Consider the following 17348-nt stretch of genomic DNA (forward strand, 5'->3'; position numbering starts at 1 on the left):
CCGTGCACCCCGACGTCCTCTGGTTCGTCCTCGCCCTGGTGCTGGCCGGGGTCTACCTGAGCTGGACCGCGGGCCGACTCGACCGGCTGCACGCCCGCGTGGACAGCTCCCGCGCCGCCCTGGACGCCCAGCTCGTGCGCCGCTCGGCGGTCGCGATGGAGCTGGCCACCTCCGGGCTGCTCGACCCGGCCTCCGCGCTCCTCATCGCCGACGCCGCGCACGCCGCGCGGCAGGCCGAGGGGGACGATCGGCCGCCGGCCGAGAGTGACCTGTCACGAGCCCTGCGCGCGGCGCTCGACCAGCCCGAGCAGCTCGAGGAACTCACCAGCACCGGCGACGGCCGTCAGCTCGTCGACGAGCTCGAGGCCGCGGCCCGCCGGGTCGGGATGGCCCGGCGCTTCCACAACGACGCCGTCGCCGCGGCCCGGGCGCTGCGCGCGAAGCGTCACGTCCGGTACCTGCGCCTGGCCGGCCACGCGCCGCCCCCGCTGACGTTCGAGTGCGACGACGCCCCGCCGGAGTGCCTCGCGCGCGTGCTCTGACCCGACGGAGGACCGGGCCGACGGTCAGTCCGAGGACCCGCCCGCCGGGACGTCGGACTCGATGGTCGGGACCGGGGTCGGCGTCGGCGGCGGTGGCGCCGGTGTCTCCGGCACCGGGGTGGGCGCGGGGGTCTCCGGGGCCGGGGTGGATGCCGGGGTCTCCGGGGCCGGGGTCGGTGAGGGAGCGGGTGTCGGCGTCGGCGCGGGGGCCGCGACGGGGCTCCGGGCCTCGGCGTAGACGACGATCGGCTCGAGCAGCGGGGCCAGCCACTTGGAGAACGTCTTCGTGATGTGGTTGTCGTCGCGGTAGACGAGCATGTTGCCGACGATCGCCGGGCACTTCTCGCGGGCGCAGATCCAGTCGGTGGTCGGCAGCAGGTCGAACCCGGCGGTCCGCAGCGCGGAGGCGAGGGTGGTCGCCCGCGTCGCGGTCGCCTTGTACCCGGCGTCGCGGCTGTACGCGCAGCGCCGGACGTCCTTGAGGTTGTCCGCGACGCAGTCGACCGGGTCGTGCGGGGCGGTGGGGTTGTCGCCGAGGACGACGACGAGCGCGCCGCTCGCGCGCAGCGCCGTCAGCGTGTCGACCGTGGCCTTGGCCCACTCGGCGTCCTTCTCCTTGACGCCGACGTTCAGGTTCGCCTGGCCGACGACGACGAGCGCCGGCTTCAGCTTGACGATCTCCTCGACCCGTTCCTTCCGCCAGGTGGGGCACTCGGTGTACGCGCGGCGGAGCACCTCGGAGTGCGGGGTGACGGCGGCGACCGGGCAGGCGGACTTGGTGCGCTGGAGCAGCTTCCACCCGCGGGCGGTGGCCAGGTCGTTCAGCGGCGCGAACCACTGCGCGGCGTGGGAGTCGCCGAGCAGCACCATCGTGCGCGCGGCCGGGGCGTCGGTCTTGCCGAAGGCGCAGTTCGCCGGGTGGGCGACTGTGCGGAAGTCGAGGTGACAGCCGTTGGCGTAGTCGTTGTCGGACTCGGCCTTCTCCAGACGGGGCGTGAGGTTGCTCGGCACCCGCTCCACGCCCAACCCGGCCTCCAGGGCCGCGGTGACCGTCGTTGCCTGGGACTTCCCGGCGGCCGTCGTCACCGGTGCCGCCTCCGCGGGCTCGCCGGTCCCGTTCAGCGCGGGCAGGGTCGCGGCGAAGACGACCGCCGCGAGGGCGGTGGCGGCCGACAGGCCCAGCCCCGGCGCGAGCCAGATCGGCTTGCGCAGCGAGAGCCGGCGGATCGGCCGCTCGACGAGCACGAAGGAGACGACCGAGAGCCCGACGGAGATGGCGACCGCCACCAGCGTCCACTGCGTGGTCAGCGGCTTGTCGACGGCGAGCGGCAGGAAGACCAGCACCGGCCAGTGCCACAGGTACAGCGAGTAGGACAGCTTGCCGACCCACTGCGCCGGGGTGGTGCCGAGCAGCGCCTCCGCCCCGGCGGTGTGCCGGCGCGCGCCACCGGCGATGACCAGGCCCGCGCCGAGGACGGGCAGCAGCGCCGCGCTGCCCGGGAACGCCGTGCGGTCGTCGAAGAGGAAGCCGGCGGCGCCGATCATCGCCAGCCCGGCCCAGGACGCCGCGACCGCGGCCGCCCGTGGCACCTTCAGCATCGCCGGGGCGAACAGCGCGATCAGGCCGCCGACCCCGAACTCCCAGGCGCGGGTGCTCAGCGAGTAGTAGGCGTCGACGGCGTTGTCCGGCGTCATCGTGATCGAGCGCAGCAGCGAGACCGCCACCACCAGGCACAACGCGCCGATCAGCGCGACGCGGCGGTAGGTCCGGTTCACCAGCACCAGCGCCAGCACGAGCATCGGGAGCCCGATGTAGAACTGCTCCTCGATCGACAGCGACCAGTAGTGCGTCAGGGGGGACGCGGCGTTGTCGGAGCGCAGGTAGTCCTCGCCCTCGGCGGCGAGGTGAAAGTTCATCACGTACAGCGCGCTGAAGACGGCGTCGGTCGAGATGTCCTCGGCGTGCAGCGAGTTGCTCCACAGCCGGGCCGCCACCAGGACGCACAGCGTGACCAGCGCGGCCGCGGGGAGCAGCCGCTTCATGCGGCGCACGTAGAACTCGACCAACTGAACCCGGCCGTGCTTGCGCTGGGACTCGAACAGCAGGCGGGTGATCAGGAAGCCCGAGATGACGAAGAACACGTCGACGCCGACGAAACCGCCCGTCATCCACAGCAGGTCCGCGTGGTAGCAGAGGACCAGGAGGACGGCGACAGCCCGGAGCCCCTCGATGTCCGGGCGAAAGCTGCGCTCGGACGCGAACACCGGGGCAGGAACCTCTCGTCGGACGGACCGGGACCCGAGCGGACTCCCGAGGACCGACGGTAACCGTGGCCGGGAGCGCCGCCGCAGGGCGTTCAGGATTTCGCGAACGCATTTTTGCCGCTCATGGACAAGTCGGCCAGAGCCACGCTAACCGAAAGCGTCGGCCGTCACGTCGTCCGCGGCCGCCGCGCGGACGTCGTGCCTGACCAGCGCGCCTAGAATGACGCCGATCAGCCGATCAGGGAGCAAGCCCCACCGCGACACGAAGGACCCGCGTTGTCCAGCCCCGAGAACCCCCCGACCACTCCTGTGCACGGCACCGCGCGCGTGAAGCGCGGCATGGCCGAGATGCTCAAGGGCGGCGTGATCATGGACGTCGTCACGCCGGAGCAGGCCAAGATCGCCGAGGACGCCGGCGCGGTCGCGGTCATGGCGCTGGAGCGCGTCCCCGCCGACATCCGGGCCCAGGGCGGCGTCGCGCGCATGTCCGACCCGGACATGATCGACGGCATCATCTCGGCGGTCTCGATCCCCGTGATGGCCAAGACCCGGATCGGGCACTTCGTCGAGGCGCAGGTCGTGCAGAGCCTCGGCGTCGACTACATCGACGAGTCCGAGGTCCTCACCCCGGCCGACTACGCCCACCACATCGACAAGTGGCAGTTCACCGTGCCGTTCGTGTGCGGCGCGACGAACCTGGGCGAGGCCCTGCGCCGCATCACCGAGGGCGCGGCGATGATCCGCTCCAAGGGCGAGGCCGGCACCGGTGACGTCTCCAACGCCGTCACGCACATGCGCACGATCACGGCGGAGATCCGCCGCCTGTCCTCCCTGCGCCCCGACGAGCTGTACGTGGCCGCCAAGGAGCTGCAGGCGCCGTACGAGCTGGTCCGCGAGGTGGCCGAGGCCGGCCGCCTGCCCGTCGTCCTGTTCACCGCCGGCGGCATCGCGACCCCGGCCGACGCGGCGATGATGATGCAGCTCGGCGCGGACGGTGTCTTCGTCGGCTCCGGCATCTTCAAGTCCGGCAACCCGGCGCAGCGCGCCGAGGCGATCGTGAAGGCCACGACCTTCTACGACGACCCGGACGTCATCGCGAAGGTCTCGCGCGGGCTCGGCGAGGCGATGGTCGGCATCAGCGTCGCCGACATCCCCGTGCCGCACCGGCTCGCCGAGCGGGGCTGGTGAGCCCGAACCCGGCCGGCGGGCCCCGCATCGGGGTCCTCGCTCTGCAGGGTGACGTCCGCGAGCACGTCCGGATCCTGTCCTCCCTCGGCGCCCGGGCGCTCCCGGTGCGCCGCGAGTCCGAGCTCGCCGGCGTCGACGGGCTCGTCCTCCCGGGCGGGGAGTCGACCACGATCGTCAAGTTGGCCGTCGCGTTCGACCTGCTCGAGCCGCTGCGGGCCGCGATCAAGGGCGGGCTGCCGGTCTACGGCTCCTGTGCGGGGATGATCCTGCTCGCCGACCGCCTCACCAACGGTGGCGGCGCCGACGGGATCGACGGCCAGCCGACCATCGGCGGCCTGGACGTCCTGGTCCGGCGCAACGCCTTCGGGCGCCAGGTCGACTCGTTCGAGTCCCACCTCGACGCCCCCGGGCTCCCCGAGCCGGAGCGCCCGTTCCACGCCGTGTTCATCCGTGCGCCGTGGGTCGAGGAGGTCGGACCGGACGTCACGGTCCTGGCCCGTGAACCCCGCGCCGATAGGATCGTCGCCGTCCGTCAGGGCGAGCTGATGGCCACGTCCTTCCACCCGGAACTGACCGGGGACGACCGCGTGCACCGGTACTTCGTCGACCTGGTGCGAACCAGCTGAGCCAACCGGGAGACGCAACATGTCGGGTCATTCCAAGTGGGCGACGACCAAGCACAAGAAGGCCGTCATCGACGCCCGCCGCGGGAAGATGTTCGCCAAGCTGATCAAGAACATCGAGGTCGCGGCCCGCACGGGCGGCGGTGACCCCGCCGGCAACCCGACGCTGTACGACGCCATCCAGAAGGCGAAGAAGTCCTCGGTCCCGAACGACAACATCGACCGCGCCGTCAAGCGCGGCTCCGGTGCCGAGGCGGGCGGCGCGGACTACCAGACGATCATGTACGAGGGCTACGGCCCGAACGGCGTGGCGATCCTCATCGAGTGCCTCACCGACAACCGCAACCGCGCCGCCTCCGAGGTCCGCGTCGCGGTCACCCGCAACGGCGGGTCGATGGGCGACCCCGGGTCGGTGGCCTACCTGTTCTCCCGCAAGGGCGTCGTCATCGTGCCCAAGGGTGACTTGTCCGAGGACGACGTGCTGGGGGCCGTGCTGGACGCGGGCGCCGAGGAGGTCAACGACCTCGGCGAGGCGTTCGAGGTGATCAGCGAGGCGACCGACATGGTCGCGGTCCGCACCGCGCTCCAGGAGGCGGGGATCGACTACGACTCCGCCGACGCCAACTTCCTCCCGAGCATGACCATCCCGCTCGACGAGGACGGTGCCCGCAAGGTCTTCCGCCTGATCGAGGCCCTCGAGGACCTCGACGACGTCCAGAACGTCTACGCGAACTTCGACGTCAGCGACGACGTCCTCGCGCTGATCGACGCCTGACGCTTCCGCGCCGGCCTCGGCGCGTCGGCGCCGGAATCGGGCTCGGTTCACCGTACCGTTGGTTCCGAACGTATGTTCGGGCGGCGGAGGTGGCGTGCGCGTACTGGGGGTCGACCCGGGGCTGACCCGGTGCGGCATCGGCGTCGTCGACGGGCAGCCGGGCCGGCCCATCTCCCTCGTCGACGTGTTCGTGGTCCGCACGCCGCCGACCGACGACATCGGAGCGCGCCTGCTCGGCGTCGAGCGTGAGCTGGAGCGGATGCTCGCGACGCACCGGCCCGACGCCGTCGCCGTGGAGCGGGTCTTCAGCCAGCACAACGTGCGCACGGTCATGGGCACGGCCCAGGCCGGGGCGGTGGCGATCGTCGCCGCGGCCCGGCACGGCATCCCGGTCGCCCTGCACACCCCGAGCGAGGTGAAGGCCGCGGTCACCGGCAGCGGCCGGGCGGACAAGGACCAGGTCGGCGTCATGGTGACCCGGCTGCTGCGCCTGGACGCCATGCCGAAGCCGGCCGACGCCGCTGACGCCCTCGCGCTCGCGATCTGCCACCTGTGGCGCGGGGCGGCCAACGCCCGCCTGTCGGCGGCGGCGGCGAAGGTACCCGTGTCCCGGCTGCCGAAGGGCTCTGCACAGAAAGGATGGCGATGATCAGCTTCGTCGCCGGGCGGGTCGCGGCCCTGGGCCCGGACGCCGCCGTGGTCGAGGTCGGGGGCGTCGGCCTCTCGCTGAGCTGCACGCCGAACACGCTGGCCAACCTGCGGCTGGGGGAACGCGCGCACCTGCCGGCCGCGCTCATCGTGCGGGAGGACTCGCTCACCCTGTTCGGCTTCGCCGACGAGGACGAGCGCGTCGTCTTCGAGCAGCTGATGTCGGTCAGCGGCGTCGGGCCGCGGCTCGCGCAGGCGATGCTCGCCGTGCACGACCCGGACGCCCTGCGCCGGGCCGTCTCGACCGAGGACCTCAACGCCCTGACCAAGGTGCCGGGCATCGGCCGCAAGGGCGCACAGCGGATCGTGCTGGAGCTCAAGGACCGGCTCGGCCCGCCTCGCGGCACCGCGGCGTCCGTGCCGGCGCAGGCCGGCCCGCCGGCGTCCGGCTGGCGGGAGCAGGTGCACGGGGCGCTGCTCAACCTGGGCTGGTCGGCCCGGGAGGCCGAGTCGGCGCTCGACGTCGTGCAGGCCGAGGCGGAGGAGACCGGTCTCGACATCGCCTCGACCCAGGTCGCGGTGCTGCTGCGGATGGCGCTCAAGACGCTCGGCCGGGCCACCTGATGGCACGTCAGAGTCACGACGACCCGGCCGGGGCCGAGAGCCTCGTCGCCGCCGAGGCTGCCGTCGACGAGCAGGAGATCGAGGCGGCACTGCGGCCGAAGCGGCTCGGGGAGTTCGTCGGCCAGCAGCGCGTGCGCGAGCAGCTCTCGCTGGTGCTCGACGCCGCGAAACTGCGCAACCGGCCGCCGGACCACCTGCTGCTCTCCGGTCCGCCCGGGCTGGGCAAGACGACGCTGGCGATGATCGTCGCCGCGGAGCTGGGCATGCCGCTGCGCGTGACCAGCGGTCCGGCGATCCAGCACGCCGGCGACCTCGCGGCGCTGCTGTCCTCCCTCAGCGAGGGGGAGGTGCTGTTCCTCGACGAGATCCACCGGATGGCCCGCCCCGCCGAGGAGATGCTCTACATAGCGATGGAGGACTTCCGCGTCGACGTCGTCGTCGGCAAGGGAGCCGGGGCGACCGCGATCCCGCTGGAGATCCCGCCGTTCACCCTCGTCGGCGCGACCACGCGGGCCGGCCTGCTGCCCGGGCCGCTGCGCGACCGGTTCGGGTTCACCGCCCACATGGACTTCTACTCGCCCGCGGAGCTGGAGCAGGTGCTGCGCCGGTCCGCCGGGTTGCTCGACGTCCCGCTCGACCGGGATGGGGGCGCCGAGATCGCCGGGCGCTCGCGCGGGACCCCGCGCATCGCGAACCGGCTCCTGCGCCGCGTGCGCGACTACGCCCAGGTCCGGGCCGACGGCGTCGTCACCGCCGACGTGGCGGCGGCTGCGCTGACCCTCTACGACGTCGACGAGGCCGGGCTGGACCGGCTCGACCGCGCCGTGCTCGACGCCCTGGTCCGCCGGTTCGGCGGCGGCCCGGTGGGGCTCTCGACCCTGGCCGTGGCGGTCGGCGAGGAGACCGAGACCGTCGAGGAGGTCGCGGAGCCGTTCCTGGTCCGCGCCGGCCTGCTCGCCCGCACGCCCCGCGGCCGGGTCGCGACGACCGCCGCCTGGTCACATCTTGGTCTCGTTCCGCCGCCGGGAAACGGGGCGCTCGGGAGCGGAAGCAGCGCGGCCCAGCCGGTGCTGTTCGACAACAGCCCCTGAGACGAGCGGGGCGGTCGGCGCTCCCGGGTCGCCGTTAACGGGGCGGCAAAGAACGCGGGATTAGACTCGGCGCGGCTCCGGCCGGGCCAGCGTGCCGCCCCCGATGTGACGGAAGGACCTCGCGTTCCCGTGGAATTGATCCTGCCCTTCCTGCTCATCTTCGCGGCGTTCTACCTGCTGATCCTCGGGCCGCGCCGGGCACAGGCGCGCCGCGCCGCCGACCTCGAGAAGAACCTCCGCCCCGGCGTCGAGCTCATCACCACTGCCGGTGTCTTCGGCACGGTCACGCGGATCGACGAGGAGGAGGTGCGCCTGGAGATCGCCCCCGGCGTCGAGATCCGCCTCCTCAAGGGCGCGATCGGCAAGATCCTCGACCCGGACGCGGGCGCCGACGGCTCCGCGAGCACCGCGCTGCCGGGTGAGAAGACCGACGAGAGCGGTTCGGGTTCCGGCCCGTCCTCGTCCCACTGACGAGAGAGACGTTTCGACAGTGTCGACTTCCAAGGGTTCGGCGCGCGGCGCCGGCAACCCGTTGCGTCTGCTGGCCGTGACCCTGGCCCTGCTGATCGCCGGTCTGGTCACGATGATCGGCGTCGGGGCGATGACCCCGAAGTTGGCGATCGACCTCGCCGGCGGCACGAGCGTCACCCTGACCGCGAAGCCCCTGCCCGAGGCCGAGGGCGGCAAGGGCGGCGGCATCACCGGTGAGGCGATGAGCCAGGCGGTGGCGATCATCCGCCAGCGCGTCAATGGCTTCGGCGTCTCGGAGGCTCAGGTCACCACCCTCGGCTCGGACAACATCGTCGTCAGCGTCCCGGGCCAGAACAACAACCGCATCGTCGACCAGGTCGGCCAGACGGCGCTGCTGCGGTTCCGCCCGGTGCTGCAGCTCGGCGCCCCGACGCCCTCGACCGGGCTGCCGGACCTCGGTGAGCTCACGGAAGGCCTGGGCAAGACCCCCAGCCCGTCCCCGAAGGCCTCGGCGAGCCCGAAGGCGTCCGCGAAGCCCTCGGCCGGCGCGGACTCGAACCGCGCCGTCGCCGACGCCCTGCGGGCGGCCGACGACCCGTCCCCGTCCGCCAAGCCGTCGGCCAGCCCGAAGGCGGACGGCAAGAAGGACGACGGCAAGAAGGACGGGGACAAGAAGGACGGCAAGGCTGACGACGCGTCAGACGCGCCCGGGACGATCACGCAGGCGATCCGGGACGAGTTCAACGCGCTGAACTGCCTGGACCCCGCGGCTCGTCAGGGTGGTGACCAGGCGCCGGCCAACGCCGTCGTCGTGGCGTGCGACAAGGACGGCACGGCCAAGTACATCCTCGGTCCGAGCGAGGTGCAGGGCACGCAGGTCACCAAGGCCGAGGCGGGGCTCCCGCAGGGCGCGGGCGTCGGCAACTGGCTGGTCCAGATGGAGTTCGACGGCGCCGGAACGTCGGGGTTCGCCCGCCTGACGCGGACGCTGGCCAGTCAGGGGGAGCCGAACAACCAGCTGGCGATCGTGCTCGACGGCGTCGTGTACTCGGCCCCCCGGGTCACCTACGAGATCCCGAGCGGCCAGGCGGAGATCACCGGCAACTTCAAGGCGCAGGAGGCCAAGGACCTCGCGAACGTCCTGAAGTACGGCGCGCTCCCGCTGGCCTTCGAGAAGAGCACGATCACGACGATCTCGGCGACGGTCGGCGACGACCAGCTCAAGGGCGGCCTGATCGCCGGCGCGATCGGCATGGTGCTCGTCGTCGTCTACAGCGTCTTCTACTACCGGGGCCTCGGCCTGATGGCGCTCGCCGGCCTCGTGGTCGCGGCCGCGATGGCCTGGATCACGGTGTCCCTGCTCGGCGAGGCGATGGGCTACCGGCTCTCGCTCGCCGGCGTCGCCGGTCTGATCGTGTCCATCGGCATCACCGCGGACTCCTTCGTCGTGTACTTCGAGCGACTGCGCGACGAGATCCGGGAGGGCCGCAGTCCGCGGACCGCGGCCGAGTACGGCTGGCTCCGGGCGCGGCGCACGATCCTGTCGGCGAACTTCGTCTCGCTGCTCGCGGCGGGCGTCCTGTACTACTTCTCGGTCGCGGACGTGAAGGGCTTCGCGTTCACCCTCGGTGTCATGACGGTCATCGACGTCGTGGTGATCGTGTTCTTCACCAAGCCGCTGATCAGCCTGGCCTTCCGCCATCCGTACTTCTACCGGGCACAGAAGTTCTCCGGGGTGAACCGGGCGAGCCTCGGCGTGCGCCCGGCCGCAGCCACGCCGGCCGGCGGGGAGGCCTGAGATGTCGCGACTTGCCGACCTCGGTGGTCAGCTGCAGCGGGGCGAGCGCTCCTTCGACTTCGTCGGACGCCGCCGCCTGTGGTTCCTGATCAGCTGTGCGGTTCTCGTCGTCTCCGCACTGGGGCTGGGCTTCCGGGGGCTCGACCTCGGCGTGGAGTTCGACGGCGGCTCGGTGTTCGAGGTGTCGTCCGCGACGACGAGTGTCGGCGAGGTCCGCGACATCGTCGAGGGGGCGGGCGCCGAGGAACCCAAGGTTCAGAAGCTCGGCAGCGACCGCTACCGGATCGAGACGACCGCGGTCAGCGCCGAGGAGGCGCAGCCGATCACGGAGGCGCTGTCCAAGGAGCTCAACGTCCCGCCCGCGGACATCACCACGAACGTGGTCGGTCCGAGCTGGGGTGACGACGTCACCAACAAGGCCCTGACCTCGCTGCTGATCTTCCTCGCGCTGGTGGCGGTCTACCTCGCCATCGTCTTCGAGTTCAAGATGGCGATCGGTGCACTGCTCGCGCTGCTGCACGACCTCGTCATCACGGTCGGCATCTACGCGATCGTCGGGTTCGTCGTCACGCCGGCCACCGTGATCGGTCTGCTGACGATCCTGGGCTACTCCCTCTACGACACGGTCGTCGTGTTCGACAAGGTCCGCGAGAACACCGGGGACCTGAAGAAGACGAACAAGTCCACGTACAGCAAGGCCGCGAACCTGGCGGTCAATCAGACGCTGGTCCGCTCGATCAACACCACGGTGATCGCGCTGCTGCCGGTGAGCGGTCTTCTCTTCGTCGGTGCCGGCCTGCTCGGGGCGGGTACGCTGAAGGACCTGTCGCTCGTCCTGTTCATCGGCATGGCGGTGGGTGCGTACTCCTCGATCTGCCTCGCGACTCCGATGGTCGCGTTCCTCAAGGAGCGCGAGCCGGAGATGCAGGAGCTCGCCAAGCGCGTCGCCGTCCGCGAGGCCGCGCTGGCCAAGAAGGCGCCGGCCGGCCGGCGCGCCGACGGATCGACCGAGCCCGCCCCGGAGCCGGCGCCCGCTCGGACCGCGGTCGCGACCCCCCGAGCGCCGGGGGAGCGGGTGCAGCCCAAGCGCGGCGGGCCGCGGGGCGGCCGGAACACGCGACCGAAGAGGAAGTGAGCGTGGGCAGCGCGGTAGGCAGGTCCTTGGGCGCCGACTGGCGGGCCCTGGTCCGGAACGTGCCGGACTTCCCGGTGCCGGGGATCCAGTTCAAGGACATCGCCCCGGTGCTGGCCGACGCGGGTGCGCTCGCGGCGGTCACGGGGGAGCTGACCGACGCGGCCCGGGCGATGAGCCCGGACGTCGTCGTCGCGATCGAGGCGCGGGGCTTCATCCTGGGCTCGCCGCTCGCACTCGCGCTCGGCGTCGGGTTCGTCCCGGTCCGCAAGCCCGGCAAACTGCCCTTCACCACCCGTTCGGTGGCGTACGCGCTGGAGTACGGCGAGGCGGTGCTGCACATGCACACCGACGCCCTCACGCCCGGCGCCCGGGCGGTGATCGTCGACGACGTCCTGGCGACCGGCGGGACGCTCGCGGCGACCGCCCAGCTGGTCCGGGAGGCCGGCGCGATCCCGGTCGGGGCGCTCGTGGCCCTCGAGCTGGGGGCCCTCGGCGGCCGGGAGCGGCTGCCCGACCTGCCGCTGACCTCGCTCCAGGGCGTCTGATCAGCGGTAAGACGGCGCCGCTCAACACCGTTAACATGAATTGATGAGCGACCCGGCGGTACCCACCACGACGCCGGACGCCCCACCGCCCACCCGCCGCGTGCGGGCGCGGCTGGCGCGTCTCGGTGGCACGCGGGCGCCCTCGGGCAACCCGGTCCTGGAGCCGCTGTTCCGCAGCGTCCGGCAGTCGCACCCCAAGGCGGACCTCCGGATCCTGGAGCGGGCCTACCAGGTCGCAGAGGAGTGCCACCGCGGCCAGCTCCGCCGCTCGGGCGACCCGTACATCACCCACCCACTGTCGGTCGCGACGATCCTCGCCGAGCTCGGCATGGAGCCGCCGACCCTGTGCGCGGCCCTGCTCCACGACACCGTCGAGGACACGGACTACACGCTCGAGGCCGTCGCGGCGGACTTCGGCTCGGAGATCGCCTCGCTCGTCGACGGCGTCACCAAGCTCGACAAGGTCCACTACGGCGACGCGGCCCAGGCCGAGACCGTCCGCAAGATGGTCATCGCGATGGCGCGCGACATCCGCGTGCTCGTCATCAAGCTCGCGGACCGGCTCCACAACATGCGGACGCTGCGCTACATGCCGCAGGCGAAGCAGGAGCGCACCGCGCGCGAGACGCTCGAGATCTACGCGCCGCTGGCCCACCGCCTCGGTATGAACACCGTGAAGTGGGAGCTCGAGGACCTCTCGTTCGCGACGCTGTACCCGAAGATGTACGACGAGATCGTGCGCCTGGTCGCCGACCGCGCGCCGTCCCGCGACGACTACCTCGCCGTCGTCATCGACCAGGTCGACGCCGACCTCAAGGCGGCCCGGATCAAGGCGCGCGTGACGGGGCGTCCGAAGCACTACTACTCGATCTACCAGAAGATGATCGTGCGCGGTCGCGACTTCGCCGACATCTACGACCTCGTCGGCATTCGCATCCTCGTCGAGTCGGTCCGTGACTGCTACGCGACCCTCGGCGCCGTGCACGCGCGGTGGAACCCGGTCCCGGGCCGGTTCAAGGACTACATCGCGATGCCGAAGTTCAACATGTACCAGTCGCTGCACACGACGGTGATCGGTCCGGAGGGCAAGCCCGTCGAGCTGCAGATCCGCACGCACGCGATGCACCGCCGCGCCGAGTACGGCGTCGCCGCGCACTGGAAGTACAAGGCCGAGGTGAACGGCGACCAGTCCGGTGCGCCGGGCACCCTGGCGGCCACGAGCGGCGAGAAGAGCGCCGGCGAGGACATGCTGTGGCTACGTCAGTTGCTCGACTGGCAGAAGGAGACCGCCGACCCCGGCGAGTTCCTCGAGACGCTGCGTTTCGACCTCGGCACCGCCGAGGTGTACGTCTTCACCCCGGCCGGTGACGCGATCGCGCTGCCCCTGGGCTCGACGCCGGTCGACCTCGCCTACGCCGTCCACACCGAGGTCGGCCACCGCTGCATCGGCGCGCGGGTCAACGGCCGTCTCGTCCCGCTGGAGAGCAAGCTCGCCAACGGCGACGTGGTCGAGATCCTCACCGCCAAGGGCACCGGCTCGGGGTCAGGGCCGAGCCGGGACTGGCTCGACTTCGTCGCCAGCCCGCGGGCCCGCAACAAGATCAAGCAGTGGTTCTCGAAGGAGCGCCGCGAGGAGGCCATCGAGCGGGGCAAGGAACAGCTCGCCCGCGCGATGCGCAAGCAGGGCCTGCCGATCCAGCGCCTGCTGACCTCGGAGTCGCTCACCGCCATCGCGCACGAGATGCGCCTCGCCGACATCTCCGCGCTGTACGCCGCGGTCGGCGAGGGCCACAACTCCGCGCAGGCGGTCGTGCAGCGGCTCGTGCAGTCCCTCGGCGGCACCGACTCCACGACCGAGGACGTCGCGGAGGCCACCACACCGACGCGCGCCCGCGGCAAGATCCGCCCGCACGGCGATCCCGGTGTCGTGGTCAAGGGCGTCGACGACGTGTGGGTGAAACTCGCGCGCTGCTGCACCCCGGTGCCGGGCGACGAGATCCTCGGATTCGTCACCCGCGGCAGCGGCGTCTCGGTGCACCGCACGGACTGCACGAACGTCGCCTCGATCGGCACGCAGACCGAGCGCATGGTCGAGGTCGAGTGGGCCCCGACGTCCTCGTCGGTGTTCCTGGTCTCGATCCAGGTCGAGGCGCTCGACCGCGCCCGCCTGCTCTCGGACATCACGCGGGTGCTGTCCGACCAGCACGTCAACATCCTGTCCGCGACCGTGGCGACCACGCGCGACCGGATCGCGATCAGCAAGTTCACCTTCGAGATGGGCGACCCGAAGCACCTGGGCCACATCCTCAAGGCGGTGCGCGGCATCGACGGCGTCTTCGACGCCTACCGCGTCACCGGCACCAACAACGGCTCCGGCTCCTGAACGCCCTGAACTCCGAAAGCACGGACCTGACCGCATGATCGAGATCCTCAGCCCGTCCGAGATCGCGCGCGCCCGGGAGACCGGTGCCCTGGTCGCGCACATCCTGCAGACCGTCCGCAGCCGTGCGGCGGTCGGCGTCAACCTCCTCGAGATCGACGCCTGGACGAAGGAGATGATCTTCGACGCCGGCGCCGTCTCCTGCTACGTCGACTACGCGCCCTCGTTCGGGCGCGGTCCGTTCGGGCACTACATCTGCACATCGGTCAACGACGCGGTGCTGCACGGCCGGCCGTACGACTACACGCTCGCCGACGGCGACCTGCTCTCGCTCGACCTTGCCGTCTCCCTCGGAGGCGTGGTCGCCGACTCGGCGATCAGCTTCCACGTGGGGGACCGGCGGCCACCGGCGGAGGTCGCGCTGATCGAGGCGACCGAGCGGGCCCTCGCGGCGGGGATCGCGGCCGCGAAGCCGGACGCGCGCGTCGGCGACATCTCCTTCGCGATCGGGGCCGTCCTGAGCGGCGCGGGCTACCCGGTGAACACCGAGTTCGGCGGCCACGGCGTCGGGACGACCATGCACCAGGACCCGCACATCTCGAACATCGGCGAACCGGGCCGTGGCTACCGGCTGCGCCCCGGCCTGCTGCTCGCGCTCGAGCCGTGGGTGATGGCGGACACCGACGAACTCGTCTTCGACGACGACGGCTGGACGCTCCGCAGCGCCACCGGCTGCCGCACCGCCCACAGCGAGCACACGATCGCGATCACGGAGGACGGCGCGGAGATCCTCACCCTGCCCCGGAACTGACGGGTCGTCGGCGCCAGGGCCGCAGGGCCCCCGGCGTCGATCAGATGAACTCGGCGAGGAGCTTCTCGGCCTCGACCAGCCACTCCCGGCGCGCGGCCACGGCGGCCTCCGCGTCGGCGAGGGCCTTGGCGTTGTTGGCCGCCCGGGCCTTCTCCGCCTGCTTCTCGTACTTGGCGATGGCGGCGAGGAGGGAGTCGACGGTCTCCTGGGCGCGCGCCTTGGCGGCGGGGTTGCTGCGCTGGCGGACGAGGTCCTCGGCCTCACGGACCGCGGACTCGACCGCGGACAGCCGACCCTCGATCCGGCCGCGGGAGTCGCGGGGGAGCGAGCCGATCTTGTCCCAGCGCTCCTGGATCCCCCGCAGCGCCTTGCGGGCCGAGGCGGCGTCGGTGACCGGGAGCAGCCGCTCGGCCTCCTCGACGAGGGCCTCCTTGGCCTTCGCGTTGTTGGCCAGCTCGGCGTCCTTGGCGGCGAACGTCGCGTTGCGGGCCGAGAAGAACTGGTCCTGCGCGGCCTTGAACCGCTCCCACAGGGCGTCGTCGACGTCGCGCGCGGCGCGACCGGCGGCCTTCCACTCCTTCATCAGGTTGCGGAACGCGTCGGACGTGGCGCCCCAGTCGGTCGAGGTCGCGAGCGACTCGGCCTTCGCCACCAGTGCCTCCTTGGCGGCCTTGGCGGCGTTCCGGGTCGCGGACAGCTCGGCGTAGTGCGCCTTGCGACGCTTGCTGAACTGCGAGCGGGCCGCGGAGAACCGCGACCAGAGTTCGTCGTCGGACTTGCGGTCCAGCCGGGGCGCGGCCTTCCACTCGTCGAGCAGCGCGCGGATCCGGTCGCCGCCGACGCGCCACTCGGTCCCGGCGCCGATCGCCTCGACGTCGGCGACGATGCGCTCCTTGAGCGCGCGCGCCTCGGCCTGCGCCGCCGCACGAGCGGCCCGCGCCACGACGGCCCGCTCCTTGGCGAGCTCCTCCAGCGCGGCGACGCGCGTGTCGAGCAGGGCGAGGTCACCGACCGCGGCGACGTCCACGAGCGAGGCCTTGAGGCGCTCGATCGCGCTGCGGGCCTCCTTCTCCGGGACGTCGGTCTCGCGGATGCGGTGCTCGAGCAGGTCGAGCTCGACGACCAGCCCGTCGTAGCGGCGGCCGTAGAACTCCAGCGCCTCCTCGGGCGTCCCGGCCTGCCAGGACCCGATGGCCCGGTCGCCCGCCGGGGTCCGGACGAAGACCGTCCCCTCCGCGTCCACGTACCCCCACGCCGACCGGTCGACCGGCGGCGTCGTCGCCGCCGGCACCTCCGCCGGGGTCGGGACGTCGGCCGCCGGTGCGGGTGTCACGTCACCGGGCTGATCGCCGTCGACCTGCTCGGGCGTCTCAGTCACGGTTCCTCCTCGCCGTCGCCGGCTGTGGTCCGGCTGTGGTGCAGCCGAAGCTACGGGGTGCTCGTCGCCTTCGGGGTGCTGCTCGCCTTGGGGGTCGAGCGCGGGGTGCTGGTCGCCTTGGGGCTGCTGGTCGCCTTCGGCGTGCTCGAGGCCGTCGGGCTCGGGCTCGGGGAGGCGACCTTCGGCTCCTTGGTGATCGTCACCTTGTTCAGCTTGACCTTGTTCTTCGGAGCGTCGTTCGCGCCGGTGTCCGGGTTGACCTTGGTGCCGGCCTTGGCGATCTCGGTCAGCACGTCCAGCCCGGAGACGATCTTGCCGAACGGCACGTAGTCCGGCTGGAAGTCCGAGTCCTTGAACATCATGAAGAACTGGCTGCCGTTGGTGTTCGGGCCGGCGTTCGCCATGGCCACGACACCGGCCTCGTAGGTCGCGCCGTCGAGGTTCTCGTCGGGGAACGACCAGCCGGGGCCGCCGCGACCGGTGGCGTCCGGGTCGCCGCACTGCAGCACGTAGGTGCCCGGGCTGTTCAGCTCCCGGTGGCACTCGGTGTTGTCGTAGTACTTGTTCTTCACCAGGTGCACGAAGTTGTTCACGGCGCACGGTGCCTTCGCGGCGTCGAGCTCCATCACCACCGGCTTGTTGTTGATCATCAGCTGGGCCGTGAACTTGCCCTTGGCGACGGCCAGGCTCGGCGGCGGGTCGACCTCCTTGGAGCCCGGGCCGTCCGGCGTGTACGTGCAGTTCGCGAAGCCCTCAGGGGCCGGCTCCGGCGTCGGCGACGGGGTCGGGGTCGCCTCGGCGGCGACCGTCGAGTCGTCGTCGAAGAGCTGCTTCAGCCCGATGACGGCGCCGACGATGGCACCACCCGCCAGGACCACGGCGGTGAAGCCCGCGATCATGCGCATCCGGCGCTTGCGTGCCGCCGCGGCGGCTGCTGCGCGGCGCTGTGCCTGCAGCTCACGCCGCCGTTCGGCGCTGGTCTTCTTCCCCTGCCCGGCCACGCACTGCTCCTCGTCGGTCCTTGCGCTGTGATCGATCCCCGCTCGTTTCGCGGCGTCGGCGTCGCACAGTCTA

At 71.9% G+C, this 17348-nt stretch carries 16 protein-coding genes; 13 read left to right on the top strand and 3 right to left on the bottom strand.

The window, feature by feature from the left end:
• Positions 1-2 precede the first annotated feature (2 nt).
• Complete coding sequence (locus ABD401_RS15700) at positions 3-542, top strand: LemA family protein (protein WP_344606378.1); 540 nt, start codon at positions 3-5, stop codon at positions 540-542.
• A 24-nt stretch (positions 543-566) separates the two neighbouring features.
• Here ABD401_RS15700 and ABD401_RS15705 read toward each other — a convergent pair whose 3' ends face one another.
• Positions 567-2807 carry an acyltransferase family protein gene (locus ABD401_RS15705; RefSeq protein ID WP_344606380.1) on the bottom strand — a complete coding sequence of 747 codons (2241 nt, stop codon included), beginning with the start codon at positions 2805-2807 and terminating at the stop codon, positions 567-569.
• A 276-nt stretch (positions 2808-3083) separates the two neighbouring features.
• On the opposite strand from ABD401_RS15705, the gene pdxS reads away from it, so the two are divergent.
• The 12 genes from pdxS to map all read left to right on the top strand — a co-directional run bounded on the left by pdxS (position 3084) and on the right by map (position 14896).
• Positions 3084-3995 (top strand): pyridoxal 5'-phosphate synthase lyase subunit PdxS, encoded by a 912-nt coding sequence (pdxS, locus tag ABD401_RS15710; RefSeq protein ID WP_344606382.1) that lies wholly within the window; start codon positions 3084-3086, stop codon positions 3993-3995.
• Positions 3992-4621, top strand: a complete 630-nt coding sequence (gene pdxT, locus ABD401_RS15715) for a pyridoxal 5'-phosphate synthase glutaminase subunit PdxT (protein WP_344606383.1) — start codon at positions 3992-3994, stop codon at positions 4619-4621. Before pdxS ends, pdxT begins: the two co-directional genes overlap by 4 nt.
• 19 nt (positions 4622-4640) lie before the next feature.
• The gene (locus tag ABD401_RS15720; protein ID WP_344606384.1) at positions 4641-5393 is read left to right on the top strand and encodes a YebC/PmpR family DNA-binding transcriptional regulator; all 753 of its coding nucleotides are present in this window, start codon (positions 4641-4643) and stop codon (positions 5391-5393) included.
• Positions 5394-5487: 94 nt separating this feature from the next.
• The gene (gene ruvC, locus ABD401_RS15725) at positions 5488-6042 is read left to right on the top strand and encodes a crossover junction endodeoxyribonuclease RuvC (protein ID WP_344606385.1); all 555 of its coding nucleotides are present in this window, start codon (positions 5488-5490) and stop codon (positions 6040-6042) included.
• Positions 6039-6665 (top strand): Holliday junction branch migration protein RuvA, encoded by a 627-nt coding sequence (gene ruvA / locus ABD401_RS15730; protein WP_344606387.1) that lies wholly within the window; start codon positions 6039-6041, stop codon positions 6663-6665. The genes ruvC and ruvA overlap by 4 nt, the downstream gene beginning before the upstream one ends.
• Entirely contained in the window at positions 6665-7756 is a 1092-nt protein-coding gene (gene ruvB, locus ABD401_RS15735; RefSeq protein ID WP_344606389.1) for a Holliday junction branch migration DNA helicase RuvB, read from the top strand. Before ruvA ends, ruvB begins: the two co-directional genes overlap by 1 nt.
• A 129-nt stretch (positions 7757-7885) precedes the next feature.
• Entirely contained in the window at positions 7886-8227 is a 342-nt protein-coding gene (yajC, locus tag ABD401_RS15740) for a preprotein translocase subunit YajC (protein ID WP_344606391.1), read from the top strand.
• A 19-nt stretch (positions 8228-8246) separates the two neighbouring features.
• Positions 8247-10025, top strand: a complete 1779-nt coding sequence (secD, locus tag ABD401_RS15745; protein WP_344606393.1) for a protein translocase subunit SecD — start codon at positions 8247-8249, stop codon at positions 10023-10025.
• A 1-nt stretch (position 10026) separates the two neighbouring features.
• Complete coding sequence (secF, locus tag ABD401_RS15750; protein ID WP_344606395.1) at positions 10027-11160, top strand: protein translocase subunit SecF; 1134 nt, start codon at positions 10027-10029, stop codon at positions 11158-11160.
• A 2-nt stretch (positions 11161-11162) separates the two neighbouring features.
• Positions 11163-11705, top strand: coding sequence for an adenine phosphoribosyltransferase (locus tag ABD401_RS15755; RefSeq protein WP_344606397.1), 543 nt, complete (start codon positions 11163-11165; stop codon positions 11703-11705).
• Positions 11706-11748: 43 nt separating this feature from the next.
• Complete coding sequence (locus ABD401_RS15760) at positions 11749-14088, top strand: RelA/SpoT family protein (RefSeq protein ID WP_344606399.1); 2340 nt, start codon at positions 11749-11751, stop codon at positions 14086-14088.
• A 34-nt stretch (positions 14089-14122) separates the two neighbouring features.
• Positions 14123-14896 (top strand): type I methionyl aminopeptidase, encoded by a 774-nt coding sequence (map, locus tag ABD401_RS15765; protein WP_344606401.1) that lies wholly within the window; start codon positions 14123-14125, stop codon positions 14894-14896.
• Between the two features lie 40 nt (positions 14897-14936).
• On the opposite strand, the gene ABD401_RS15770 is transcribed toward map, so the two are convergent.
• Entirely contained in the window at positions 14937-16274 is a 1338-nt protein-coding gene (locus ABD401_RS15770; RefSeq protein WP_344606403.1) for a DUF349 domain-containing protein, read from the bottom strand.
• Between the two features lie 50 nt (positions 16275-16324).
• Positions 16325-17275 (bottom strand): peptidylprolyl isomerase, encoded by a 951-nt coding sequence (locus tag ABD401_RS15775; protein ID WP_344606405.1) that lies wholly within the window; start codon positions 17273-17275, stop codon positions 16325-16327.
• Between the last annotated feature and the right edge of the window lie 73 nt (positions 17276-17348).

Origin of the sequence: Sporichthya brevicatena, assembly GCF_039525035.1 — a bacterium.
Lineage (GTDB): Bacteria > Actinomycetota > Actinomycetes > Sporichthyales > Sporichthyaceae > Sporichthya > Sporichthya brevicatena.

Bases quoted from the DNA above. Each gene is read 5' to 3' on its own strand.
- ABD401_RS15720 (WP_344606384.1), top strand. From the start codon at position 4,641: ATGTCGGGTCATTCCAAGTGGGCGACGACCAAGCACAAGAAGGCCGTC.
- ruvA (WP_344606387.1), top strand. From the start codon at position 6,039: ATGATCAGCTTCGTCGCCGGGCGGGTCGCGGCCCTGGGCCCGGACGCC.
- ruvB (WP_344606389.1), top strand. From the start codon at position 6,665: ATGGCACGTCAGAGTCACGACGACCCGGCCGGGGCCGAGAGCCTCGTC.
- secF (WP_344606395.1), top strand. From the start codon at position 10,027: ATGTCGCGACTTGCCGACCTCGGTGGTCAGCTGCAGCGGGGCGAGCGC.
- ABD401_RS15760 (WP_344606399.1), top strand. From the start codon at position 11,749: ATGAGCGACCCGGCGGTACCCACCACGACGCCGGACGCCCCACCGCCC.
- map (WP_344606401.1), top strand. From the start codon at position 14,123: ATGATCGAGATCCTCAGCCCGTCCGAGATCGCGCGCGCCCGGGAGACC.